Below are 23,927 nucleotides of genomic sequence, written 5' to 3'. Positions count from 1 at the left end.
GCCCCGAGCGAGAAGGCGAAGCGGGCGGAGGACGCCGCGGCGATGAAGGCGCGGGCCGTCGAGAAGGCCAAGGCCGCGTCGCAGGCGGCCCCGCGTGGCGCGGTCGCCGCGGGCGACGCCCCGAGCGAGAAGGCGAAGCGGGCGGAGGACGCCGCGGCGATGAAGGCGCGGGCCGTCGAGAAGGCCAAGGCCGCGTCGCAGGCGGCCCCGCGCGGCGCGGTCGCCGCGGGCGAGGCCCCGGCCAGCAGCAACGGTGTGGCGCCCCTGGCCGGTACGGCCGCCGGCGCGATGCTGCTCGCGGGAGCGGGCACCTTCGTCATCCGCCGCCGTTCGGCCGCGCGCGCCAACGGCTGACCCGTAGCGCGTCCGATCCGCAGCACGACTGATCCGTAGCGCTTCCGATCCGGTAGCACGACTGATCCGCAGTGCGTCCGACCGCCGCGCGCCTGACCCGTAGCGGGTCCGACCCGTAGCGGGTCCGATCCGCCCCGGCGTCCGACGCCCGCACCCCGTCAGGGCTCGCGCCCTACGCGTACACCCCTGCACCGCTTCATCGCATACCGCCTGATCAGGCATCACCGTGGCGCCGCCCTCCCCGGGCGGCGCCATCGTGACATCCTCCGGTCCACCTCCTGGAGCCTTCCGTGTCCCCAACGCACCCTCCGGTACGGCGACTTGGCGCCCTGCCGGCCGTCCTGGCCCTCACCCTCGCCGTCCTCGCCCTGCTCACCGGCTGCTCGTCCGCCCCCGAAAAGGCCGCCGCGGAAAGCTCCGGCACCGTGGCCGTCGGCACCCCCTCGCCCGGCGGTGAGTCCGGGGCCGGTGAGTCGGGGGCAGGAGAGTCCGGGGCGGGGGGGCCGGGGGCAGGGGAGTCCGGGGCCGGGAAGGCCGCGGCGCCCGCCAAGGTCGACATCCCCTCGCTGGGGATCAGCAGTTCGCTGATGGATCTGGGCCTCAACGAGGACGGCACCGTCGAGGTCCCGCCCGCCGAGAAGGGCATGACCGCGGGCTGGTACACCGGCGGCGCGATACCCGGCGAGGCCGGTGCCGCCGTCATCATCGGCCACAACGACACCCGCTACGGCAAGGCCGTCTTCCACGACCTGAAGAAGATCACCAAGGGTGCGGCCATCACCGTCACCGACGACGAGGGAGCGGCGAAGCGCTTCACCGTCAAGGACACCGAGAGCGTCAGCAAGAACGCCTTCCCCACCGACAAGGTCTACGGCCGGACCGACACCCCCGTCCTGCGGCTGATCACCTGCGACGGCGACTTCGACGCCGAGGGGCACCCGGTGAACAACCTCATCGTCTACGCGACGCCTGCCTGACCGGAGAACCGGCACGACGCCCTGTCGGTGCGCGGCCCCGGTCCGTTATGATCCCGGCTTGTGGAACGTTCCCATTCTTCTTCCGAAACGACGGCGACGGCGGTCGTCTACGACCTCGGTGGTGTCCTGGTGCCGTCCGGCGGTGCGCTGGCCGCGCTCTCCGCCGCGCTCGACGTGCCGCGGGATGAACTGGCCGAGCCCTACTGGGCCTACCGGGACAGCTACGACGAGGGTGACGCCCCTGCCGCGTACTGGCAGCGGGTCGGTGCCGCACTCGGGCGCCGGCTGGACGCGGAGTGGGTCGGCCGCCTCGACCGGATCGACGTCGCGGGCTGGTCGCGGATCGCGGACGACGTGACGGCGATGCTGTCCTCGCTCGCGGCCTCCGGCATACCGCTGGGCGTGCTGTCCAACGCCCCGGCGTCGCTGGCGGACGCGGTGCGGCGGTCGGCGTGGAGCGCCGTCTTCCAGGGCCTGGTCTTCTCGTCCGACGTCGGTCTGCTCAAGCCGGATCCGCGGGTCTACCGGGCCGCGGACGACCGGCTGGGGTTCTCGCCCGCGAACGTCGTGTTCTTCGACGACCGGCCCGGGAACGTCGCGGCGGCCCGCGCCCACGGCTGGCGCGCCCACGTGTGGACCGGCTGCGAGGACGCGCGCCAGGTCCTCGCCCGGGAGGGGTTGCGCGACGGGCTCGTACGGCCGGGAGGTCCGCTCGATGGCTGAGCGGCCCCGCAATCCGACGATCATCGACGTCGCCGCCCGCGCGGGGGTGTCCAAATCGGTGGTCTCCCGTGTCGTCTCCGGCCGGGGCAGCGTCGGCGAGGAGACCCGCAGGCGTGTGCTGGAGGCGGCGGCGGAACTGGGGTACGTCGTCAACGCGGTCGCCCGCGCCATGGTGGCCCACCGTACGTACACGGTCGGGGTGTTCGTCCGCGACGCCGCCACGGCCTTCTACGGTCAGCTGCTCGCGGCGATGCAGGAGCGCGCGGCGTTCCACGGCTACCGGGTGGTGACGACGACGGGCTCGGGACGGTTCGCGGTGGCCGACGAGTACCGCGCCCTGGAGACCCTGGCCATGCTGCGCGTCGAGGCGCTGATCGTGTGCAGCGGGCTGCTGCCCGCCGCGAAGATCGTGCCGTTCGCCGAGCGGCTGCCGACCGTCGTGGCCGGGCGCCCCGAGACCCACCGGAGCATCACCAGCGTCTACTGCGACGAGGAGGAGGGCGGCGCGGCGCTCGCCGACCACATCGCCGGGCTCGGCCACCGGCAGGTCGCGGTGATCGCCGTGCCGAAGACCTCCTCGGTGACCATGGCGCCACGCACCCGGGCCATGGCCCGGCGCCTGCGGGAGCGGGGCGTCCGGGTCCTGGAGATCGAGGGGGCGCACAGCGAGGAGGCCGGCGGCTGGGCGGCGGAGGTGCTGCGCCATCCCGGGATCACCGCGGTGATGGCGCCCAGCGACCGCCACGCCGTCGATCTGCTGGAGCAGCTCCAGCTCCGGGGCGTGTCCGTGCCCGGGGACCTGTCCGTCACCGGTTACGACGGGATCGGGCCGCTGAGCACGCCCCTGATCGGCCTGACGAGCTGGCGCCAGCCGATCGAACTGATCGGAAGCGGCGCCATCGACGCCGTGGTGCGCCTGCTCGACGGGAAACAGCCGCCGGACCATCACCTGGCGCTGTCCGGCGCTCTGGTGGCGGGGCGGACGGCCGCACCACCGCCCGGCGTGAGCGCGGAGGCACCGGAGCGCTCCGGCGCCGAGGCGGGCAAGCGCTGAGGGGCTGAGCCACCTACGGCCGGGGTGGTGGGCGGGCAGCGGTCCGCGCACCACCCCGGCCTCTCGTCGTATATCCGCACATACCAGCGCTGATCCGTGCTGATCTACACGGATCCTCGCGGATCAGCGCCGATCCGCGTTAACGGAACGTTCACGGAACATCTCCTTCTCTCCTCACGGGGAGGATGGGAACGTTCCACTCGTGATTGGGAACGTTCCACTTCGCTCCGGACCCCCTCGTTCCGGACCCCCTCGGCGCGGCGACCGCCGCCGGGGCAAGCCGCGTCTGCCGACCGGGCCCCTGATGGCCCTGCCCTGTCTCGCACTGCTCCTGGCCTTCGCGTACTGGCCGGTCCTCCGCAGCGCCGTCCTGAGCCTGTACGGCACGGATCTGCTGGGCAATCCGACCCGGTTCGTCGGCGCGGACCACTACGTCGAACTCGTCACCGATCCGGCGCTGCGCCGGGTCCTGCTGACCACCGGCGTCATCGCCGCCCTGAGCGTGCTCCTCTCCGTCGGCGGCGCGCTCGCCGCGGCCCTGCTGCTGCGCCGGACCGGGCGCCGGCCGCGAGCGGTCCTGTCGGTGCTGCTGTCCCTGCCGTTCGCGTACTCCGCGGCGGCGGCGTCGGCGGTGTTCGCCGGGCTGTTCGCCCCGGCGGTCGGGACGGTCAACGAACTCCTGGCCGGCCTCGGTCTCGGCGGCCCGCCCTGGCTGCAGTCGCCGGTCTGGGCCGTGCTGAGCGTCTCCGTCGCGACGGCCTGGTACGAGTTCGGATTCGCCTTTCTCGTCCTGCTCGCCGCCCTGACCCAGCTCGACCGGGAGGTCCTGGAGGCCGCGGCGCTCGACGGCGCGTCCGAGCTGCGGACCGCCTGGTCGGTGATCATCCCGATGCTCCGGCCGACCCTGGTCTTCCTCGTGGTGACCGGGACGATCAGCGGCCTCCAGGTGTTCACACAGGTCCAGGTCCTCACCAGGGGAGGCCCGGCCGGCGCCACCTCCACGCTCGTCCACGAGCTGTACCGGCGCGCCTTCGGCGAGGCGCTGCCCGACTTCGGGTCGGCCTCCGCCCTCGCGCTGGTCCTGCTCGCCCTGGTCGTACTGATCACCGCCGTCCAGTTCCGCGTGCTGAGGAGGTCGGCGTGAAGCACCTGTCGAAGGCGGTCCGCCTGTCGGCCCTGACCGTGATCGTCGTGATCGTCGCGTTCCCCGTCTACGTCACCGTCACCACCGCCCTGCTGCCCCAGGGCGATGTCGTCGCCGGGCGGCTGATCCCGCTGCCCACGCATCTGACCCTGGACAACGTACGGGAGGCGCTGCGTTCGGCCCCGCTGGTCCACCAGTACGGCATGAGCGTGGCCGTCACGGCGGTGCAGTCGGCGGCGCAGCTGGTCACCGCCGCGCTGGCCGCCTACGCGTTCACCTTCCCCCACTGGCGCGGGCGCGGCGTCGCGTTCGCCCTCGTACTCGCCACCCTGGCCATCCCCGGCGAGAGCCTGGTCATCCCCAACTACGAGCTGGCGACCGGCCTCGGCCTGCGGGACACCCTGGCCGGTGTCGTCGTGCCGTACCTGGCGGCGGGGTACGCGGTGTTCCTCCTGCGCCAGGCGTTCATCGGGCTGCCGAGGGAGGTCTGGGAGGCAGCGCGCCTGGACGGCTGCGGCCACCTGCGGACCCTGCTGTACGTCGTGCTCCCCATGGCGCGCCCCCAGGTGGTCACCGCCGCGCTGTGGTGCGCCCTGTCGGCGTGGAACGGCTACTTCTGGCCGCTGCTGATCACCGACTCCCCCCAGCGGCGCACGATCCAGGTCGGCCTCGCCCAGCTCGCCGTCGAGCAGACCACCCGGCCCGCGGTCATCTACGCGGGGACGCTGCTGGTCCTCCTGCCGACCCTGCTGCTCGTCCTGTTCGGCCAGCGCTACCTGGTGAACGGACTGGCCGGCCGCGTCAGAGCCTGACCCCACCCACCCCCTTCACGTCCGCCCCTCATCCCCCGACACCTCATCAACGAAGGAGTGAACCGGCCATGTCCGGACGAAACCGCGTCCTCGGCGCCCTGTTCGCCATAGCCACGGCGACGGCGCTGACCGCCTGCGGAGGAGGCTCCGGTACGAGCCCCTCCGGAGCCTCCGCCGCCGCCCCCGGCCGCTCGGCGCTCGCCAAGGCGTCCGGGCCGGTGACCGTGACCCTCTGGCACGGCCTCGGCGGTCCCGCGGGCGAGGCGCTGCAGCAGGAGATCGACGCCTTCAACAAGGCCAACCAGGGCAGGATCACCGTCAAGGCGTCGTTCCAGGGCAGCTACGCCGACGCCATCGCCAAGTACTCCTCGGCCGTACGGGACAAGAGCACGCCCACGGTCATGGTGTCCAACGACATCACCACGGGCTATCTGCGGGACGCCGGCCAGACGGTCCCGGCGCAGGCGATGGCCGCCGCCAACCCCGGCGACCTCGACCTCGGCCGGCTGCGCCCCGCGGCCCGCAACTACTACACCGCCGAGGGCGAGTTGCTCGCCGTACCGCTCAACACGTCGATGCCGCTGCTGTACGTCAACGACGCGCTGCTGGCCCGCGCGGGCGTGGACCGGTCGACGCTCTCCACACTGGACGGGGTGGCCGCCGCGGCCCGTAAGGTCCGGACGGCGGTGCCCGGGACCAAGGGAATCGTCCAGCCCTTCGACGGCTGGTGGTTCGAACAGCTCACCGCCGCGTCGGGGACGCCGTACTGCACCCCGGACAACGGCCGGAAGGCCGACGGCGCCACCGCGCTCTCGCTGACGGGCGACGCCCAGCGCAAGGCGATCGGCACCATGGCCGAGCTGTACACGGAGGGCGTCGGGCTCGACACCGGCACCGACGGCAACGCGGCGCTGTCGGCGTTCGCCGCCGGCAAGGCCGCGATGATGTTCAACTCCAGCGGCGCCATCGGCGGCCTCAAGGAATCGGGCATGAAGGGGTACAGCGCGCTGCCCTACCCGCTCTCGGGCCCGGCCTCCGACGCGGGCGCCCTGATCGGCGGCGCCGCGATGTGGCTGGACCGCGTCGGCCACAGCGACGCCGAACAGGTCGCCGCCTGGAAGTTCATCAGCCACATGGCCTCCGCCCCGGTGCAGGAGCGGTTCGCCATGGCGTCCGGCTACGCGCCGATCAACACGGACGTCGGCGCCTCGGCCACCTGGCGGGACTTCCTCGGGAAGAACAAGCCCTACGCCGTACTCGACAAGCAGTTCGCCGACACCCCGGCCAACACCGCCACCTCGGGCTGTCTGAGCGGCGCGATGTCCGGCGTCCGGGACGCGATCGTCCCCGAGATGCAGCGTGCCTTCAGCGGAGCCGAACCGCTCGACAAGGCACTCACGCGGGCCGAGAAGGCCGCGACCACCAAGATCGACGACTACCGGAAGCAGGCAGGCCAGTGACCGAGCGATTCGCCAAGGCCCCGGGTGACCCGTACCGCTACGGCGTCTACCTGCGGCCCGACCCCGCCACCTGCGCGGCCGTGACCGCGCTGACCGGCCAGGTCCGCGCCCAGTACGGGTTCGTCTCCGCGGGCGCCTTCCCGCCGCACGCGACGCTCGTCGGCAGCCAGCACATCACCGCGCCCGTGGACGAGATCATCGCGGCGGTGACCCGGGGGATCGCCGGCGTCGCGCCCTTCACCGTCCACAACGCCGGGGTCCGCCGGCAAGGCGTGGGCCTGGTCCTCGGGGTCCACCACCTCGCCGACGGCACCACCCCGAACCCCGCCTTCCTCGCCCTCGCCGAAGCGGTCGACCGGGCCGTGGCCCCGCTGGTGACCCCGGCGCCCAACCCCGACCCGCACACCTTCGACCGCGCCACCTTCGAGGCCCATCTGTCGCTCGTCTCGCACGAGATGTACGTACGCCCCGACCTGTCCGAGGAGCTGGAGGAGTACGTACGCGGCCTCCCCGTCCCCTTCCCCGACGCCTTCCCCGGCGACACGGTCGCCCTCTACCGGACCCGCAGCGACGACTGGTCCGGCCGCTGGTGGACCACCCTGACCTGGGAGCACCTGCACACGTGGCGGCTGCGCGAGGGGTGACGGGGGAACCGCGAACATCGGACCCGGCAGGCGGCGGGCCCGGTGACCCGCCCGCCCCACGCCTCCCCGGACGCCGATGAGCCCGCCCCCACACCGGGGGCGGGCTCATCGGTGCTCGCGACAGAAAGGACGTGGCTCAGACGTCCTCGGGCTTCTCGTCGCCGGGCTCCAGGCCGAACTGCTCCACGAGCCACTTGTCGAACTCGATCGAGGCGCGCACCCAGCTCACCGTCGACGACACGAAGTGCTCCAGGCTGACCCCCATGCCGATCAGCATCTGGGCCTCGCCGATGAGCCGCACGGTGGGCGGGCCGTCGCCCTCCTCGTGGACGTGGCTGTAGACCTTGGGCCACAGCGTGCGGCGGTTCCAGTCGTCGATCGCGTCGAGGATCTTGGACTTGTCCGCGATGGGGTGCGGCCGGTCGTAGAACGTCCGCACCGAGAAGACCTGCTGGTCCTCCTCGCCACGGAACATGAAGTACGTGCGGAACTCCTCCCACGGAGCCGCGAGGTCACCCTCGTCGTCGACGACGTACTTCAGCTCCATCTGTTCCAGGAGCTGCTTGACCAGGTCCTGGTCGGGGACGACGGGGCCCGCCGGTCCTTCACCCTGCGGTTGGGGCTGTCCCCCGAAATTCGGAATCGAGGACGGGTCGATGCTCACCGTGTATTTCCCTTCGTACGGTTCCTGCCATCCTCTCCCATCCCGGGCGGTCCCTGGCAAGCCCATCCGCGTCCGCACGGGTCATGGATTCGTCATGCGGTCCGTGAGCCGCCACACCCCCGTGGAGGGGTTACGGGCATGCTCGGCGCCGGTGGGGTCCAGCTTCCGCGCCCGTTCCGCCGCCCGGCCCACCGCGTCGCGGCACTTCACGAACTCGACGCGCGTCTTGTCGTAGCCGGGAACGTGCTTCTGGAGCAGCGGCAGAAGTTTCCGGTACGTGTCGACAAACGCGTGGTGGTCGGTGAAATGGAGCAGCAGCCACAGCTCGAAGCACGGGTTGGAGACGGCGACCTTGATTCCGTGCCGACGGGCGGCGTCGGCCGCGGTGGCCACATCGGGGTACTCGTCGACGTCGAAGACGCACCACACCTCGTCGTACCCGCCCCGATTCAGATCCCTCTGACCACGGGCGTAGGCGACGAGCTGCGTCGGGGAGCACGCCTTGCCGCGCACGACGACGGAGACCGCAGGGCTACGGAGGTGGTCACGTAACCGTTCCTAGAGACTGAGTGGGAGTGAGTCCTGTTGCCAGGGCTCGTGCTCGTGCTCAGCCGAACGTCCCGAACGGTGTTGCAACCCCTGGAGATACTGGCGCTCGGTCTCCTTGCTGCCGCAGACGACCAGCAGCGTCCGCGAGGACCGCCGGACCGGACCGCGCCGCCGACCCGATCCCTTACGCGGAAACGCCTTCGCCACGAGTCCCCCAGTATTTCTTGAGCATGTCCTCGAAGGCCGTCTCCGGCAGAAGCGGTACGGCGCCGTAGCTGCCCGCCAGATAGCGGCGCTCGAAGTTCTCGCCCTTGCGCGGCTTGAAGTCGCTGAGCGGATACAGCTCCGAGGCGCCGGTCGCGGGGCTCTTCTCCACGAACCAGACCTGGTCACGGCGGAGCACCTGGTCGCCGAGCATCGTGCCGAGGAGCGAGGCGTCGTGCGTCGTGAAGATGAGCTGGGCGCCGAGCGGGTTCAGCTCCGGGTCCTGGAAGAGGGTGAGGAGCTTGGCGGTGAGCAGGGGATGGAGGCTCACGTCGATCTCGTCCACCCACATGGCCGACCCGCGGAGGACGCACGAGAGTGCTGTGGTCACCATGGAGAGCCAGGTCTTGGTGCCCGCCGATTCGGCCTCCACCGGGAGAACGAACTCCTCGTCACCGACCCGGTGGACGAATTCGAGCGAACGGGCCGCAGCAGCCTCGAAGCCCTCCGGCGGCTCCCACCGCTGCTCGGCCAGCACCCGCTGGATCGAGGCGAAAGCCTCATTGCCCGTCGGGCCACTCCGCATGTCGTGCACACCCAGATCGGCGGCCGCCAGAACATCCGCTCTGAGCGGCAGCCCCGCGTCTTCGAGCCACTTGTACATATCGACCAGCGCCGTGCCGAACTCGGTCATCGCCTGCCGGCTGCCGTCCCCCAGGATCATCCCGTCCAGAGCGCGCCATACCGCCCCGAGCTGCGGATGCGCGGACTGCGCCCCGGCCGAGAGATAGAGGCTGTTCGGCCGCATCGTGCGCTCGACGGCCATGCGCTCACCGGTGAGTGAGGCGCCGTACGTCATGGCCATGCGGGCCCGTTCAAAGAGGACGCGCTTACGGGTCTTGGGATAGGCGTACAGCCACTCCTCCACGACCTCCGCGTCGGTGACGCTGAAGCCGTACACGTACCGCACCCCCTCCACCAAAAGGTCGACGGCGTACGACGACGGCTCGGCCCGGCTCTGGTGATCGAGGAGGAAGGGGCGGCGCGATACGGGGCCGCCCGGCAGCCAGCGGGCCTGCGAATCACGCACCGCCGACGTGAAGAAGTCGAAGGCAATCACCACCGTGGACTTGCCCGAAGCGTTCGCCCCGAAGATCGCCGCCACCGGCACCGCGGGCCGGTCGTCCTCGTACACCGGGGCGAGGTTCAGCTCCTGCGGCTCACGCAGGGAGCCGTGGTTGGCGACACGGAAGCTCAGCAACATGGAGAGTGCCACCCCCTAAAAGAGCTTTGTGAACAAGTGAATCGCGAAAGGCGGATCCAGAGTCATGTTTGTGCGTGTCCACGAACGTGGACAGGCCCGCCACCCGGGCGGGTGACGGGCCTGTCGGGACCCGGATGCCTTCTACGGCGCCTTCTCCAGGGACGGCCCCTCCGGCGCGCCGCGGCCCGTCCACAGGTCCGCGCGCCCGGTCGTTCGCGGGTCCGCCGTGCCCCGGCCCACCATCAGGCCGTCGCCCACCCGGTCGACCCGGACCGTGTCGCCGTCCGTGATGTCCCCCGCCAGGATCTCCTTCGCGAGCTGGTCGCCGATCGCCGTCTGGACCAGGCGGCGCAGGGGGCGGGCGCCGTAGGCCGGGTCGTTGCCCTCTTCCGCGAGCCAGTCCAGGGCCTCCGGGGTGACCTCCAGGATGAGGCGGCGTTCCGCGAGGCGCTGGGCGAGGCGGTCGATCTGGAGGCCCGCGATGTGGGCCAGCTCGTCCCTGGACAGGGCGGAGAAGACCACCAGGTCGTCCAGGCGGTTGAGGAACTCCGGCTTGAAGGAGGCCCGTACGGTCTGGAGGACCTGCTCCTTCTTGCGTTCCGGGGTGATCGTCGGGTCGACCAGGTACTGGCTGCCCAGGTTCGACGTCAGGATCAGGATGGTGTTCCGGAAGTCGACCGTCCGGCCCTGGCCGTCGGTGAGGCGGCCGTCGTCCAGGACCTGGAGCAGCACGTCGAAGACCTCGGGGTGGGCCTTCTCGACCTCGTCCAGGAGGACCACGGAGTACGGGCGCCGCCGTACCGCCTCGGTGAGCTGGCCGCCCTCCTCGTAGCCGACGTAGCCGGGAGGCGCGCCGACCAGGCGGGCCACTGAGTGCTTCTCGCCGTACTCGCTCATGTCGATGCGGACCATGGCCCGCTCGTCGTCGAAGAGGAAGTCCGCGAGCGCCTTGGCCAGTTCCGTCTTGCCCACGCCCGTCGGGCCGAGGAAGAGGAACGATCCTGTGGGCCGGTCGGGGTCCGCGATGCCGGCGCGGGTGCGGCGTACCGCGTCGGAGACGGCCTGGACCGCCTCGCTCTGGCCGATCAGCCGCCTGCCCAGCTCCTGCTCCATGCGCAGCAGCTTCTGCGTCTCGCCCTCCAGCAGCCGGCCCGCGGGGATACCGGTCCAGGAGCCGACGACGTCGGCGATGTCGTCCGGGCCGACCTCCTCCTTGACCATCGTGTCCTTGGCGGCCTCCTGCTCGGCCTCCGCGGCCGCCTCCAGCTCCCGCTCCAGGTTGGGGATCTCGCCGTACAGCAGCTTGGAGGCGGTGTCGAAGTCGCCGTCGCGCTGCGCCCGCTCGGCCTGGCCGCGCAGGTCGTCCAGGCGTTCCTTCAGCTCACCGACCCGGTTCAGGCCCTGCTTCTCCTTCTCCCAGCGGGCGGTGAGGCCGCGCAGCTCCTCCTCGCGGTCGGCGAGGTCGCGGCGCAGCTTCTCCAGACGCTGCTTGGAGGCGGGGTCGGACTCGTTCTTGAGGGCCAGCTCCTCCATGCGGAGGCGGTCGACGGAGCGCTGGAGCTCGTCGATCTCCAGCGGCGAGGAGTCGATCTCCATACGGAGCCGGGACGCGGCCTCGTCGACGAGGTCGATGGCCTTGTCGGGGAGGAAGCGCGAGGTGATGTAGCGGTCGGAGAGGGCGGCGGCGGCCACCAGGGCCGCGTCCGCGATCTGCACCTTGTGGTGGGCCTCGTAACGGCCCTTGAGCCCGCGCAGGATCGCGATGGTGTCCTCGACGGTCGGCTCGGCGACCAGCACCTGCTGGAAGCGGCGTTCCAGGGCGGCGTCCTTCTCGATCCGCTCGCGGTACTCGTCGAGGGTGGTCGCGCCGACCATGCGCAGCTCGCCGCGGGCCAGCATCGGCTTGAGCATGTTGCCCGCGTCCATCGAGGAGTCGCCGCCGGCGCCCGCGCCGACGACGGTGTGCAGCTCGTCGATGAAGGTGATGATCTGTCCGTCGCTCTCCTTGATCTCGGAGAGGACGGTCTTGAGGCGTTCCTCGAACTCGCCGCGGTACTTGGCGCCCGCGACCATCGCGCCGAGGTCCAGCGAAACCAGCCGCTTGTTCTTGAGCGACTCCGGCACGTCGCCCTTGACGATGCGCTGCGCGAGCCCCTCGACCACGGCGGTCTTGCCGACGCCGGGCTCACCGATCAGCACCGGGTTGTTCTTCGTACGGCGCGACAGCACCTGCACCACGCGGCGGATCTCGTGGTCCCGGCCGATGACGGGGTCGAGCTTGCCGTCCCGGGCGGCGGCGGTGAAATCGGTGCCGAACTTCTCCAGGGCCTTGTACTGGCCCTCCGGGTCGGGTGTGGTCACCCGGCGCCCTCCCCTCGACTTCTCGAACGCGTCCAGGAGCCGGTCCGCGGCGGCTCCCTGCCGGGCCAGTATCTCCCCGGTCTGGCCGCCCTTGGCGGCGATGCCGATGAGCAGGTGCTCGGTGGAGAGGTAGTCGTCGCCCAGCTCCTTCGCCCGGCGGCCCGCGTCCGCGATGACGGCGAGCAGGTCACGGTTGGGCTGCGGGGGAGCGACGGTCGATCCGGTGACGCTGGGCAGGGCGGCGAGCAGCCGCTCGGTGGCCGACCGTACGGCCGCCTGGTCCGCCTCGACGGCGGCCAGCAGGTCGGTGACGTTCTCGTTCTCCTGGCCCTCCAGCAGCGCGAGCAGCAGATGGGCCGGGGTCAGGTCGGGATGTCCCGCCGCCACCGCCCGGCTGGTGGCGGAGTTGATCGCATCCCGGCTCTTGTTGGTCAGCTCGGCGTCCACGTGTGCCCTCTCCTCCTTGCACGAGTTCTGCGCGCGCGTTCCTGCGATGTTGCGTGACCTGCGTGACGTGCGTGACCTGCGCGATCTTTCGATCTTGCGTGATCACCTACAGATACGGAAAAACGCCGCTCCGGTCTCATCCGTCCCGCCGCATCCTGATAGCAAGAACCTACGCAAAGTTGAGTCTATTCCACTCAAGCCTGGAGTGGCGCCCGGAACCCCGCTCCCCGAGCCCGATTTTTCTCGCGTTCCGGCGCGAGCACCACCGGTGCTCGCCCGGGCGCCACCCGTACACACCAAAAGGCCCGGCACGCGAGGTCACGCGTGCCGGGCCGGAAGGGCACCGGGCCGGGGGGGGATCCGGGGCAGCTGCCCGGAGGAATCCGGGCAGCACAACGGCGCCATCGTGTTTCAGGTCCACGATGGCGCCGTTGTGTGGGGGAAGCGCCTGAACGATTTGGAACGACGGGGGAATCGCTCAGGCACTGCGGGGGGTGGCGAGGGTGGTCTGTGGTGCTCCGACCAGCTGGTGGTCACGCTGGTCGAGGTTGACGAAGATCATGTCGTAGCGGATGGCGCAGCGGACCGGGCGCGGGGCGCCGCGCGGCCTGCGGAGGCAGCGGTAGGCGCGTACGTCCTCGTCCTCCTCGCGCACGACGACGATCGGCTCTCCGAAGAGAGTGACCATCAACGAGTCTCCTCGGTGGGGAATGGCCGTGACCAGATCGATGAAGTGCCATCCCGATCGGTACGCCGTGGCCATCTCGCGCCGGAAGACCCGATCGTCCGGCGGGACGGTCATGCCTCGGTGCCGGCCGGGGTGCTGCCCCATTCGATGTCACCAGAGTCACCGGCGTCACCGGAGGCGGCCTTGGGGGCCACCGTCCACGAAATCTCCTTCGTGCCCGCGCCCGCGGCCCGGACGGCGGTTCCGGCCGGCGTGCTGGTCCAGGAGATCTCCCCCACCGCGGCGGCCTGGTGGGCCGCACCCGTCGGCGCACTGGTCCAGGAGATCTCCCCGACAGCAGCCAGCGCACCGAAGGCCAGAGCCGTAGAGAAAGCAGTGGCCACCACCGCGCGAAGCATTCTCTGATACATAGTCGGCTTCGTCCTCACTTGATGGATTCCTCTCCCCCGCCATCTAGACGATGTCTCATTCGGACACGTCAACACCACCGGGACGAGGCATCATGTTCCTGCATGTTCAGGACCCTGAGGGGTGGAGATTTGACCGAAAGCATCACAAAACCGACACATCCCCATGCCGTCACTGATCTATGTGAAGACGGCAGGCGGCTTTACGCCAGTGCGCTGCGCTCCGGGCGCATCGCCCGGAGCGAGATCGTGACCGCCCCCTGTCTGATGGAGTTCCCACTCCTGCATCCGGACCCGGACGATCCGGACTGGCTGCGACCGGTTCCGCCGTCGGCCGCGCTCTCCCAGCGCCTCAACCCCATCGAGCGGGAGATCCAGGAGCGGAGGCACTTCGCCGTCGCGCTGACCGACGCTTTCGAGCCGTTCATGGCGATCGCCTCGCAGGGGCCGCCGAGCACCCACGCGATCACCGTCCTGGAGGGCAAGGGCCGGATCAACGCGGCGATCGACCTCTCCACGGCCGCGTGCAGGACCGAGGTCCTCACCGTGCAGCCGGGCGGTGTCCGCAGCGTGGACGCGCTCGAACAGGGGCTGGAGCGCGGCCGGACCGTGGTGGACCGCGGCGTCAGCATCCGCACGCTCTACCAGCACACCGTCCGGCACGGCCAGGGCACGCTCGTCTACGCCGAACGTCTCGCCGAGGGAAACGTCGAGATCCGGACGCTGGAGGAGCTGGTCGAGCGACTGATCATCTTCGACCGCACCGTCGCGTACATCCCGGCGCGCTCCGACCGGGAGGTCGCCCTGGAGCTGCGCCACCCGGCGCTCGTCGACTACCTGGCCCAGGTCTTCGAGCAGCTCTGGCGACGCGCCACCCCCCTGACCGAACAGGTCGCGTACGAGCCGACCCCCGACGGCATCTCCGGCGTCCAGCGCTCCATCGCGAGGCTGCTCATCGAGGGATACGTGGACGAGGCCATCGCCCGCCGGCTGGGGATGAACGTACGGACCTGCCGCGCCCACATCGCCAAACTCGCCACCACGCTCGGCAGCGGCAGCAGGGCGCAACTCGGCTATCTCATCGCACACTCGGGAATCCTGGACCAGGAGCGCTGACCCGGCATTTCGATACACCCCGACATACCTCGCTCCACACCGCACACAACGAACCCCACACCGAACAAACAGAGGAAACCCGCAATCCGAATCCGAACCGACCTGAAACAGCGCGAATTCCCCGAACCGGACGCCTAAAACCCGCCGTTGCACGGCGAGAACCCGGCGACGTCCGCAGTCACTCTCTGTAGAGTGCGGCTTCGGCCTGTCCGGATCAAGCGAAACGCGACTGCACTGATGCGCACTGCGGAACCGTGCAGCACTGCGGAACCACGCAGGAGGGACATATGACACAACCGGACGCGGTGACCCACAGAGGACCGTCGCCCGATGTGTCGGCGGAGGCGCGCGCCCTGCTCGACCGGTTCGTCCGGGGCGAGCAGGTCGGGCGCGCCGAGCCCGGCTGCACCGAACTGATCGCCCTCGGCCTGGCGGTCCACGACCCGCACAACGACCGGTGGGGCATGGCCGACCTGCGCCATGCCGAGGAGACCGCCATGGCCGAGGAGCGGGCCGGCATAGCCCGCCACCTCCAGCGCATGCGGCAACTCGCCGATCTCTACCGCGAGCTGGGAACGTACGGCTCGCCCACCGGAAACGGAATCGAGTTTCTGGACCGCCTCGAACACGTCAACGCCGCCATCATGCAGGCGGCGGATTACGCGCGGTCCCACATGTACACGGCGCACCCGGTAAACCGAAAGCCGGAGGGCCTGGCCGCGGTCATCCCCCGCGAGATCAAGCTCCTGGAACGCGGCATCACCCGCCGCACCATTTACTCCGAATCCGCCCGCACCCGCGCCGCGGAACAGGAGTGGGCGACGACCATGAGCGCGCACGGCGCGGAGATTCGCACGCTCGCCTCCGATTTCGAGCGAATGATCCTCGTGGACAGAAGATTCGCCATCATTTCCGACCACCGGGACGAGCCGAACAGAATGACCGCGTTCAAAGTGACGCACCCCGGCATGGTGGCTTTCCTCCACCACCTCTTCGAACAGCAGTGGGAGCGGGCCGAGCCCTGGATGGGCGGCCGGTTCCGGCCGCGGGAGGGGATCGTCACGACGGGCCGCTCCCGGCGCATCCTCAACAAGCTCCGCGAGGGCCGCACCCTCAAGCAGATCGCCAGCGAACTGGACGTCAGCCTGCGCACCGTCAACACCGACCTGAACAAGCTGTACGAGGTCGTCGGCGTGGACACGCTCTTCTCGCTCGGGGTGTGGTGGGGGTCCGAGGCCGCCGCCGAGGAGCGCAAACGGGGCTGATCGCACCCGAGCGGGACGAGCGCGCGCGAACACGCGGAACGCCCGGCCGGGGAGATCCCGGCCGGGCGTTCCGCGGCAGTCGGCAGTCGGCAGTCCGTCAGGTCAGTCCGCCGGGTCAGTCCGTCGGGCGCTTGGGCTTCGGGCGCCACACCACCAGCGCGCTCGTCTGCTGCACGTCCTGGTACGGCACCAGGTCCCGGCGGTACGAGGCGTGCACCTGCGCCTCGCGCTGCTGCATCGCCGCCGCGGCGCCGTCCACCGCGGACGCCAGCTCGGCGACCCTGGCCTGGAGCGCGGCGACCTGGTTCTCCAGCTCGATGATGCGCTTGATTCCGGCCAGATTGATGCCCTCGTCCTGCGAGAGCTGCTGCACCTGCCGGAGCAGTTCGATGTCCCGGGCCGAGTAGCGGCGCCCGCGGCCCGCCGTACGGTCCGGGGAGACCAGGCCGAGACGGTCGTACTGCCTCAGGGTCTGCGGGTGCAGCCCGGAGAGCTGTGCCGCCACCGAGATGACGTACACCGGCGTCTCCTCGGTCAGCGCGTACGCCCTGCCGAACGATGAGGACGGCCGCCGCCGCCCGTCCCTGTCCATCGGGTCATGCTCCCTTCGCCGCCTGGAACAGCTCCGCCCGCGGGTTCTCGTCCGCGGTCGCCTTCCGGTATGCCTCCAGCGCGTCGCGCGCCTGGCCGCCGAGGTCCCTGGGCACGACCACCTCGACGGTCACCAGCAGGTCGCCGCGGCTGCCGTCCTTGCGTACGGCGCCCTTGCCACGGGCCCGCATCGTACGGCCGTTGGGGGTGCCCGCGGGCAGCTTCAGCGTGACCGGTGGGCCACCCAGCGTGGGAACCCGCACCTCGCCGCCGAGCGCCGCCTCCGCGAACGTGACGGGCACCGTGATGGTGAGGTTGTCGTCCCTGCGGCCGAAGACCGGGTGCGCGTCGACGTGCACGACGACGTACAGGTCGCCGCCCGGGCCGCCGCGCTCGCCGGGAGCGCCCTTGCCCCGGAGCCTGATCCGCTGGCCGTCGCTGACGCCCGCGGGGATGCGGACCTGCATGGTCCGCGAGGACCTGGCCCGTCCGCTGCCCTTGCAGACCTCGCACGGGTCCTGGGCGATCAGCCCGCGCCCCTTGCAGTCCACGCACGGGTCGGTCAGCGAGAAGCCGCCGCCCGAGCCGCGCGAGACCTGTCCGGTGCCCACACAGGTCGGGCAGACCCGCGGGGAGCCGTTCTTGTCGCCGGTGCCCGAACACGCCTTGCAGGGCGCCTGGCTGGACATCCGCAGCGGGACGGTGGCCCCGTCGACGGCCTCCGTGAAGCTGAGCGTCACCTCGGTGTCGATGTCCTGGCCGCGGCGCGGCTGCGTACGGGTGCCGGGGCCGCCGCGGTTGAACAGCCCGCCGAAGACGTCACCGAGCCCGCCGCCGAAGCCGCCGGCACCGGCCGGGCCGCCCTGCGCGCCGCCCTGGCCGCCGCCGAAGAGGTCGCCCAGGTCGAAGTTGAACGAGCCGTTGCCGCCCGCGCCGGGCCCCGGCCGGAACCCGCCGTTGCCGAAGAGCGAGCGCGCCTCGTCGTACTCCTTGCGCCGCTTGGGGTCGCCGAGGATGTCGTTCGCCTCGGAGATCTCCTTGAAGCGCTCCTCCGCCTTGGCGTCGCCCTTGTTGGCGTCCGGGTGGAACTCGCGGGCGAGCTTCCGGTACGCCTTCTTGATCTCGGCCTCGGTGGCGTCCTTCGGAACGCCGAGAACCTTGTAGTAGTCCTTCTCCACGAAGTCCTTCGTGCTCATCCCCGACGTCCCTCCTCTCCGCCCGCACCGGCACCGCCGGTCACCGCGTCACCTGTGTCCGGAACGCCGCCGGCGCGTCGTGCGCCGGCCGCGTCCCGGTTACCGACGGCGTGCTCCGTGCCGTCTCCGTCAGCCCTGTTCGGGCCCACCGTTCTCCTTGTCATCGGCCGACTCCGCCTGCTCCTCGGCGGACTTGGTCTTGCCACCCGGCTGCGGCTCGGCCACCGCGACCCGGGCGGGCCTGATCGTGCGCTCGCCGAACCGATACCCGGGCTGGAGGATCGCGACGCACGTCGTCTCCGTGACGTCCGGCGCGTACGAGTGCATCAGGGCCTCGTGGATCGTCGGGTCGAAGGGCTCGCCCTCCGTACCGAACGGCTGGAGACCCAGCTTGACCGTGACCGCTTCCAGCGACTCGGCGACGGACTTGAAGCCGCCGACGAGCTCGTCGTGGTCCCGCGCCCGCCCGATGTCGTCGAGCACGGGCAGGAGTTCGGTGAGCAGGTTCGCGACCGCGATCTCCTTGACGGAGACCCGGTCCCGCTCCACGCGCCTGCGGTAGTTCTGGTACTCGGCCTGGAGCCGCTGGAGGTCTGCCGTGCGCTCACCGAGCGCCGTACGGACCTGGTCGAGCTGGGCCAGCAGGCCCGCGTCCTGGATGTCCCCGGCGGGGGCCGCCGGCCCGGACTCCTTCGCGGAGTCCGGCTCGGCGGCCTTCGGCGTGGCGTCGTCGGCGCCGGAGGGGACATCGGGCTTCTCGTCGAAGCCCGGGGTCTCCTCTGTCACGCCGCACCGTCCTTCCTGGGCTTCTCGTCGTCGACGATCTCGGCGTCCACGACGTCGTCCTCGGGCTTGGCCTGACCGGCGCCCGCGGCACCGTCGGGACCGGGCGCGGCACCGGACGCCTGGGCGTCCGCGTACATCGCCTGTCCGAGCTTCTGGGACACGGCCGCGACCTTCTCCGTGGCGGTACGGATCTCGGCGGTGTCCTCGCCCTTCAGCTTCTCCTTGAGGTCGGCGATCGCCGTCTCGACCTCGGTCTTGATCTCGCCGGGGACCTTCTCCTCGTTGTCCTTGAGGAACTTCTCGGTCTGGTAGACGAGCTGCTCGGCCTGGTTGCGGGTCTCCGCGGCCTCGCGGCGGCGGTGGTCCTCGTCCGCGTACTTCTCGGCCTCTTCGCGCATCCGGTTGACCTCGTCCTTCGGCAGCGAGGAGCCACCGGTGACGGTCATCTTCTGCTCCTTGCCGGTGCCGAGGTCCTTCGCGGCCACGTGCATGATGCCGTTGGCGTCGATGTCGAAGGCGACCTCGATCTGCGGCACACCGCGCGGCGCGGGCGGCAGACCGGTCAGCTCGAACATACCGAGCTTCTTGTTGTACGCGGCGATCTCGCGCTCGCCCTGGTAGACCTGGATCTGCACGGACGGCTGGTTGTCCTCGGCCGTCGTGAAGATCTCCGAGCGCTTCGTCGGAATCGTGGTGTTCCGCTCGATGAGCTTGGTCATGATGCCGCCCTTGGTCTCGATACCCAGGGACAGCGGGGTGACGTCGAGGAGCAGGACGTCCTTGACCTCACCCTTCAGGACACCGGCCTGGAGCACGGCGCCGATGGCGACGACCTCGTCCGGGTTGACGCCCTTGTTGGCCTCGCGGCCACCGGTCAGCTCCTTGACGAGCTCGGCGACGGCGGGCATACGCGTCGAACCACCGACGAGCACCACGTGGTCGATCTCGGAGAGCTGGATGCCCGCGTCCTTGATGACGTTGTGGAACGGGGTCTTGCACCGGTCCAGCAGGTCGGCCGTGAGCTGCTGGAACTGGGAGCGGGTGACCTTCTCGTCCAGGTGCAGCGGGCCCTCGGCGGACGCCGTGATGTACGGCAGGTTGATCGTGGTCTCCGTGGAGGACGACAGCTCGATCTTCGCCTTCTCCGCGGCCTCGCGGAGACGCTGGAGAGCCATCTTGTCCTTGGACAGGTCCACGCCGTGGCCGTTGGCGAACTGCTTCACCAGGTAGTCGACGAGACGCTGGTCCCAGTCGTCACCACCGAGGTGGTTGTCACCGTTGGTGGCCTTCACCTCGACGACGCCGTCGCCGATCTCCAGCAGCGAGACGTCGAACGTACCGCCACCGAGGTCGAAGACGAGGATGGTCTGGTCGTCCTTGTCGAGCCCGTAGGCCAGGGCGGCCGCCGTCGGCTCGTTGACGATACGCAGGACGTTCAGGCCCGCGATCTCGCCGGCCTCCTTGGTGGCCTGGCGCTCCGAGTCGTTGAAGTACGCCGGGACGGTGATCACCGCGTCGGTGACCTTCTCGCCCAGGTACGCCTCGGCGTCCCGCTTCAGCTTCTGCAGCACGAAGGCCGACATCTGCTGGGGGTTGAAGTCCTTGCCGTCGAGGTTGATCTTCCAGTCGGTGCCCATGTGGCGCTTGACCGACCGGATGGTCCTGTCGACGTTCGTGACCGCCTGGCGCTTCGCGACCTCGCCGACGAGCACCTCGCCGTTCTTGGCGAAGGCGACGACGGACGGCGTGGTCCTGGCGCCCTCTGCGTTGGTGATGACGGTGGGCTCGCCGCCTTCGAGAACGCTGACGACGGAGTTAGTCGTGCCCAGGTCGATGCCGACCGCACGTGCCATTTCGATTCCTCCAGGTGACTTGAGTGGAACAGGCTCAAGGATGCATCACAGATCCCACGGAGTCAAAGGACCTGAGTCGATAAGACTCAACTATTGTGCGCCCGCATCCGGGCCGCACCGAAACACGCCGAAACGGGCACGACGGGACGGGTGACACCGCTCGGGGTGCCTACCTGATCCATACCGGTCCAGCATGCGATCGTTCTGCACCAAAAGCCATAAATCGCTCAGAGAACGGTCAGATGTGGCCATGAAGCGACTTACACGCTGGACACCCCGGACACCCTGGACGCCCTGGATGCCCCGGACATCCCCGCCACCGAACCCGCGCCTCGCGCGGCTCGATCAGCTGGGCCGGCACCTCGCACGGCTCGATCGGCTCCGCCCGCACCTCGAACGGATCGGCCGGCTCCGCCCGCACCTCGAACCCAAGCGCCTGCTCGACCTGACCCTCGGCTCGGCCCTGCTGCTCCTCACCTCGCCCGTCCTCGCGGCCGCCGCCCTCGCCCTCGCGCTCTCCCGCCCGGCCGGTGGCGTCTTCGTACGCGACTACCGCACCGGGCTCAACGGACACCCCTTCCTCCTGAGTTCCCTGCGCACCCGCCGCTTCCGGCTCGACCTGCTCTCCCGGCTGCCCCATGTCGTACGAGGCCACCTCTCCCTGGTCGGTCCGGCGCCCCTCGCGTTCGGCTCCCCCGCGGCCGCGGCGCCCTGGCGGCAGCTCGTACGGCCCGGGCTGACCGGGCTCGCGCAGGTACGGCGCCACTCGGCGCTGCCGTGGAACGAGGCGCCCCTGCTGGACCAGCACTACGTGGAGCAGCACTGGATCGGCCTCGACCTGTCGGTCCTCGCCCGCACACCCGGCGCGCTCCTGCGGCGGGTCAGGGTGGGCTCAGCGACACAGATCACCGGTCCGACGGCTACATTGCGGCGGAATAAGTGGGTACCCTCAGCACGAGCCGATTAAGTTACCGCTTAGTACGATCAGTCTGAGCGCGGTTCCGGATCTCCCACCGTCGCAGGCCCGAGGAGCCCCCGAAATGCAACTCGCCGCGATCATCGTGTCGCTGGTACTCGCCGTCGTAGGTGTCGCGCTGTTCGCCCGAGCCATCGCGCAGATCTACCGCTTCGTACGGCTCGGCCAGCCCGTGCCCGCCGGGACACGTACCGACGAACCCGCGCAACGCACCATGACGGTGGCCAAGGAGTTCCTCGGCCACACCCGGATGAACGCCTGGGGCGTCGTCGGCGTCGCGCACTGGTTCGTCGCGGTCGGGTTCTTCTCGCTCGTCCTGACCCTGGTCAACGCCTTCGGGCAGCTGTTCAAGGCCGACTGGCTGCTGCCGGTGATCGGCGACTGGACCCCGTACGAGGTCTTCGTCGAGCTGATCGGCCTGCTGACCACGCTCGGCATCCTGACGCTGATCGTCATCCGCCAGCTCTCGCTGCCCGGCCGGGCCGGACGCAAGTCCCGCTTCGCGGGCTCCAACCTGGGCCAGGCGTACTTCGTCGAGGCCGTCATCCTGACCATCGGGATCGCCATCCTCGTCCTGCGCGGGCTGGAGGGGGCGCTGCACCACGCGGACTCGTACCAGGCGGCGTACGTCGTCTCGTACCCCCTGGTCCTGGCCTTCAAGGGGCTGAGCCTCAGCACCCTGCAGAACCTGGTCTACCTGGTCGCCATGATCAAGATCGCCACCTCGCTGGTGTGGATGATCACCGTCGCCCTCAAGACCGACATGGGTGTCGCCTGGCACCGTTTCCTCGCCTTCCCCAACATCTGGTTCAAGCGCGAGGCGGACGGCTCCACGGCCCTCGGCGCGCTCCGGCCCATGACCTCCGGCGGCAAGGAGATCGACTTCGAGGACCCGGGCGACGACGACATCTTCGGGGTCTCCCAGGTCGAGCACTTCTCCTGGAAGGGCATCCTCGACTTCTCCACGTGCACGGAGTGCGGTCGCTGCCAGTCGCAGTGCCCCGCCTGGAACACGGGCAAGCCGCTCTCCCCGAAGCTGCTGATCATGTCGCTGCGCGACCACGCCCACGCCAAGGCGCCGTATCTGCTGGCCGGCGGCGGCAAGACGATGGAGGGCGAGGAGAAGGCCACCGCCGAGGCCCTGAAGGAGGTGCCCGCGGCGGCCCTCGCGGAGGCCGAACGCCCGCTGATCGGCACTCTCGCGGAGAACGGCGTCATCGACCCCGACGTGCTGTGGTCCTGCACGACCTGTGGCGCGTGCGTGGAGCAGTGCCCGGTCGACATCGAGCACATCGACCACATCGTCGACATGCGCCGCTACCAGGTGATGATCGAGTCCAGCTTCCCCTCCGAGGCCGGGACGATGCTCAAGAACCTGGAGAAGAAGGGCAATCCCTGGGGGCTGGCCAAGAAGCAGCGCCTGGAGTGGACCAAGGAGGTCGACTTCGAGGTGCCGGTGGTCGGCAGGGACGTCGAGGACCTGACGGAGGTCGACTACCTCTACTGGGTCGGCTGCGCGGGCGCCTTGGAGGACCGCGCGAAGAAGACCACGAAGGCGTTCGCCGAGCTCCTCCACATCGCCGGCGTGAAGTTCGCCATCATGGGCGGCGACGAGAAGTGCACGGGCGACTCGGCCCGCCGGCTGGGCAACGAGCCGCTGTTCCAGCAGCTCGGCCAGGAGAACGTCGCGATGCTGAACATGGCGTACGGCGAGGATGACGAGGACGCCTCGACGAAGAAGCCCAAGGCGTCGAAGAAGATCGTCGCGACCTGCCCGCACTGCTTCAACACCATCGCGAACGAGTACCCGCAGCTCGGCGGCGAGTACGAGGTCATCCACCACACGCAGTTGCTCCAGCACCTCGTGGACGAGGGCAGGCTGGTGCCGGTGACACCGGTCGAGGGCCTGATCACGTACCACGACCCCTGCTACCTGGGCCGGCACAACAAGGTCTACACACCGCCGCGCGAGATCATGTCCGCCGTTCCTGGTCTGCGCCAGCAGGAGATGCACCGCCACAAGGAGCGCGGCTTCTGCTGCGGCGCGGGCGGCGCGCGGATGTGGATGGAGGAGCGCATCGGCAAGCGGATCAACAACGAGCGGGTGGACGAGGCGCTTTCGCTCAACCCGGACATCGTCTCGACGGCCTGCCCGTTCTGCCTGGTGATGCTGACGGACTCGGTCAACGGCAAGAAGGGCGACGGCCAGGCCAAGGAGTCGCTCCAGGTGGTGGACGTGGCGCAGCTGCTGCTCGACTCGGTACGGACGCCGGCCGACCCGGAGCCGGAGGAGGAGCGGGAGAGCGCGCCGGACCCGGAGCCCGAACCGGCGAAGTAGTCCGTTCGCGGGGGCCGTTCCGTACGGGCGCGGCACGGCGCCCGTACCGGTGGC

At 70.2% G+C, this 23,927-nt stretch carries 21 protein-coding genes and 1 pseudogene; 12 read left to right on the top strand and 10 right to left on the bottom strand.

Translation table 11 applies throughout. The features are described 5' to 3' along the window. The first annotated feature begins 42 nt into the window (after positions 1–42). From AB0P17_RS34325 to AB0P17_RS34290, 8 genes are all read left to right on the top strand, one after another. On the top strand, positions 43–354 hold the full coding sequence (locus tag AB0P17_RS34325; protein ID WP_365817294.1) for a sortase-dependent protein: 312 nt from the start codon (positions 43–45) through the stop codon (positions 352–354). Between the two features lie 290 nt (positions 355–644). Then, positions 645–1,331 (top strand): class F sortase, encoded by a 687-nt coding sequence (locus AB0P17_RS34320; RefSeq protein WP_365817269.1) that lies wholly within the window; start codon positions 645–647, stop codon positions 1,329–1,331. A 60-nt stretch (positions 1,332–1,391) separates the two neighbouring features. Continuing rightward, positions 1,392–2,054: an HAD family phosphatase gene (locus tag AB0P17_RS34315; protein WP_365817267.1), complete on the top strand. Its 663-nt coding sequence runs from the start codon at positions 1,392–1,394 to the stop codon at positions 2,052–2,054. Continuing rightward, positions 2,047–3,108, top strand: a complete 1,062-nt coding sequence (locus tag AB0P17_RS34310; protein WP_365817265.1) for a LacI family DNA-binding transcriptional regulator — start codon at positions 2,047–2,049, stop codon at positions 3,106–3,108. Before AB0P17_RS34315 ends, AB0P17_RS34310 begins: the two co-directional genes overlap by 8 nt. Positions 3,109–3,412: 304 nt before the next feature. Further along, positions 3,413–4,252, top strand: a complete 840-nt coding sequence (locus AB0P17_RS34305) for a sugar ABC transporter permease (RefSeq protein WP_365817263.1) — start codon at positions 3,413–3,415, stop codon at positions 4,250–4,252. After that, the gene (locus AB0P17_RS34300; RefSeq protein ID WP_365817261.1) at positions 4,249–5,064 is read left to right on the top strand and encodes a carbohydrate ABC transporter permease; all 816 of its coding nucleotides are present in this window, start codon (positions 4,249–4,251) and stop codon (positions 5,062–5,064) included. The genes AB0P17_RS34305 and AB0P17_RS34300 overlap by 4 nt, the downstream gene beginning before the upstream one ends. A 68-nt stretch (positions 5,065–5,132) precedes the next feature. After that, the gene (locus tag AB0P17_RS34295; RefSeq protein ID WP_365817259.1) at positions 5,133–6,524 is read left to right on the top strand and encodes an extracellular solute-binding protein; all 1,392 of its coding nucleotides are present in this window, start codon (positions 5,133–5,135) and stop codon (positions 6,522–6,524) included. Continuing rightward, positions 6,521–7,168, top strand: coding sequence for a 2'-5' RNA ligase family protein (locus AB0P17_RS34290; protein ID WP_365817257.1), 648 nt, complete (start codon positions 6,521–6,523; stop codon positions 7,166–7,168). The genes AB0P17_RS34295 and AB0P17_RS34290 overlap by 4 nt, the downstream gene beginning before the upstream one ends. A 136-nt stretch (positions 7,169–7,304) precedes the next feature. Here the strand turns inward: AB0P17_RS34290 and AB0P17_RS34285 are convergent, their stop codons facing one another. From AB0P17_RS34285 to AB0P17_RS34260, 6 genes and pseudogenes are all read right to left on the bottom strand, one after another. After that, positions 7,305–7,832, bottom strand: coding sequence for a YbjN domain-containing protein (locus AB0P17_RS34285; RefSeq protein ID WP_365817255.1), 528 nt, complete (start codon positions 7,830–7,832; stop codon positions 7,305–7,307). Between the two features lie 81 nt (positions 7,833–7,913). After that, positions 7,914–8,369: pseudogene (locus AB0P17_RS34280) on the bottom strand (RloB family protein); the annotation flags it as partial. 196 nt (positions 8,370–8,565) lie between these two features. Next, positions 8,566–9,849 carry an ATP-binding protein gene (locus AB0P17_RS34275; protein WP_365817253.1) on the bottom strand — a complete coding sequence of 428 codons (1,284 nt, stop codon included), beginning with the start codon at positions 9,847–9,849 and terminating at the stop codon, positions 8,566–8,568. 141 nt (positions 9,850–9,990) lie between these two features. Beyond that, positions 9,991–12,657 (bottom strand): ATP-dependent chaperone ClpB, encoded by a 2,667-nt coding sequence (gene clpB, locus AB0P17_RS34270; protein WP_365817251.1) that lies wholly within the window; start codon positions 12,655–12,657, stop codon positions 9,991–9,993. Between the two features lie 478 nt (positions 12,658–13,135). After that, positions 13,136–13,459, bottom strand: coding sequence for a (2Fe-2S)-binding protein (locus AB0P17_RS34265; RefSeq protein ID WP_365817249.1), 324 nt, complete (start codon positions 13,457–13,459; stop codon positions 13,136–13,138). Next, on the bottom strand, positions 13,456–13,731 hold the full coding sequence (locus AB0P17_RS34260) for a 5'-nucleotidase (protein ID WP_365817247.1): 276 nt from the start codon (positions 13,729–13,731) through the stop codon (positions 13,456–13,458). Before AB0P17_RS34260 ends, AB0P17_RS34265 begins: the two co-directional genes overlap by 4 nt. Positions 13,732–13,857: 126 nt before the next feature. On the opposite strand from AB0P17_RS34260, the gene AB0P17_RS34255 reads away from it, so the two are divergent. Together AB0P17_RS34255 and AB0P17_RS34250 are read left to right on the top strand one after the other, a co-directional pair. Continuing rightward, positions 13,858–14,868: a helix-turn-helix transcriptional regulator gene (locus AB0P17_RS34255; protein WP_365817245.1), complete on the top strand. Its 1,011-nt coding sequence runs from the start codon at positions 13,858–13,860 to the stop codon at positions 14,866–14,868. Between the two features lie 287 nt (positions 14,869–15,155). Beyond that, the gene (locus tag AB0P17_RS34250) at positions 15,156–16,133 is read left to right on the top strand and encodes a LuxR C-terminal-related transcriptional regulator (RefSeq protein ID WP_365817243.1); all 978 of its coding nucleotides are present in this window, start codon (positions 15,156–15,158) and stop codon (positions 16,131–16,133) included. A gap of 115 nt (positions 16,134–16,248) precedes the next feature. Here AB0P17_RS34250 and AB0P17_RS34245 read toward each other — a convergent pair whose 3' ends face one another. The 4 genes from AB0P17_RS34245 to dnaK form a co-directional block, all read right to left on the bottom strand. Continuing rightward, complete coding sequence (locus tag AB0P17_RS34245; protein ID WP_365817241.1) at positions 16,249–16,725, bottom strand: helix-turn-helix domain-containing protein; 477 nt, start codon at positions 16,723–16,725, stop codon at positions 16,249–16,251. Between the two features lie 4 nt (positions 16,726–16,729). Then, positions 16,730–17,920, bottom strand: a complete 1,191-nt coding sequence (dnaJ, locus tag AB0P17_RS34240) for a molecular chaperone DnaJ (protein WP_365817239.1) — start codon at positions 17,918–17,920, stop codon at positions 16,730–16,732. A 129-nt stretch (positions 17,921–18,049) separates the two neighbouring features. Next, a complete protein-coding gene (grpE, locus tag AB0P17_RS34235; protein WP_365817238.1) occupies positions 18,050–18,706 on the bottom strand; it encodes a nucleotide exchange factor GrpE in 657 nt (218 codons plus the stop codon). Then, entirely contained in the window at positions 18,703–20,559 is a 1,857-nt protein-coding gene (gene dnaK / locus AB0P17_RS34230) for a molecular chaperone DnaK (RefSeq protein ID WP_365817236.1), read from the bottom strand. The genes grpE and dnaK overlap by 4 nt, the downstream gene beginning before the upstream one ends. A 298-nt stretch (positions 20,560–20,857) precedes the next feature. On the opposite strand from dnaK, the gene AB0P17_RS34225 reads away from it, so the two are divergent. Beyond that, positions 20,858–21,526 (top strand): sugar transferase, encoded by a 669-nt coding sequence (locus tag AB0P17_RS34225; RefSeq protein WP_365817234.1) that lies wholly within the window; start codon positions 20,858–20,860, stop codon positions 21,524–21,526. A gap of 73 nt (positions 21,527–21,599) precedes the next feature. Next, positions 21,600–23,873, top strand: a complete 2,274-nt coding sequence (locus AB0P17_RS34220; protein ID WP_365817232.1) for a (Fe-S)-binding protein — start codon at positions 21,600–21,602, stop codon at positions 23,871–23,873. Positions 23,874–23,927: the final 54 nt, after the last annotated feature.

It is taken from the genome of Streptomyces sp. NPDC088124, assembly GCF_040685895.1.
GTDB lineage: Bacteria > Actinomycetota > Actinomycetes > Streptomycetales > Streptomycetaceae > Streptomyces.
Note: the sequence above shows the minus strand (reverse complement) of the source record. Positions and strands in the feature narration are given on the sequence as shown.

What these genes read in the sequence shown, in the direction of transcription:
- AB0P17_RS34295 (WP_365817259.1), top strand. Translation starts at nt 5,133, where the DNA reads ATGTCCGGACGAAACCGCGTCCTCGGCGCCCTGTTCGCCATAGCCACG.
- AB0P17_RS34305 (WP_365817263.1), top strand. Translation starts at nt 3,413, where the DNA reads ATGGCCCTGCCCTGTCTCGCACTGCTCCTGGCCTTCGCGTACTGGCCG.
- dnaK (WP_365817236.1), bottom strand. Translation starts at nt 20,559, where the DNA reads ATGGCACGTGCGGTCGGCATCGACCTGGGCACGACTAACTCCGTCGTC.
- AB0P17_RS34245 (WP_365817241.1), bottom strand. Translation starts at nt 16,725, where the DNA reads ATGGACAGGGACGGGCGGCGGCGGCCGTCCTCATCGTTCGGCAGGGCG.
- AB0P17_RS34310 (WP_365817265.1), top strand. Translation starts at nt 2,047, where the DNA reads ATGGCTGAGCGGCCCCGCAATCCGACGATCATCGACGTCGCCGCCCGC.
- AB0P17_RS34325 (WP_365817294.1), top strand. Translation starts at nt 43, where the DNA reads ATGAAGGCGCGGGCCGTCGAGAAGGCCAAGGCCGCGTCGCAGGCGGCC.
- AB0P17_RS34225 (WP_365817234.1), top strand. Translation starts at nt 20,858, where the DNA reads ATGCCCCGGACATCCCCGCCACCGAACCCGCGCCTCGCGCGGCTCGAT.
- AB0P17_RS34255 (WP_365817245.1), top strand. Translation starts at nt 13,858, where the DNA reads ATGTTCAGGACCCTGAGGGGTGGAGATTTGACCGAAAGCATCACAAAA.
- AB0P17_RS34275 (WP_365817253.1), bottom strand. Translation starts at nt 9,849, where the DNA reads ATGTTGCTGAGCTTCCGTGTCGCCAACCACGGCTCCCTGCGTGAGCCG.
- AB0P17_RS34265 (WP_365817249.1), bottom strand. Translation starts at nt 13,459, where the DNA reads ATGACCGTCCCGCCGGACGATCGGGTCTTCCGGCGCGAGATGGCCACG.
- dnaJ (WP_365817239.1), bottom strand. Translation starts at nt 17,920, where the DNA reads ATGAGCACGAAGGACTTCGTGGAGAAGGACTACTACAAGGTTCTCGGC.
- AB0P17_RS34250 (WP_365817243.1), top strand. Translation starts at nt 15,156, where the DNA reads ATGACACAACCGGACGCGGTGACCCACAGAGGACCGTCGCCCGATGTG.
- AB0P17_RS34220 (WP_365817232.1), top strand. Translation starts at nt 21,600, where the DNA reads ATGCAACTCGCCGCGATCATCGTGTCGCTGGTACTCGCCGTCGTAGGT.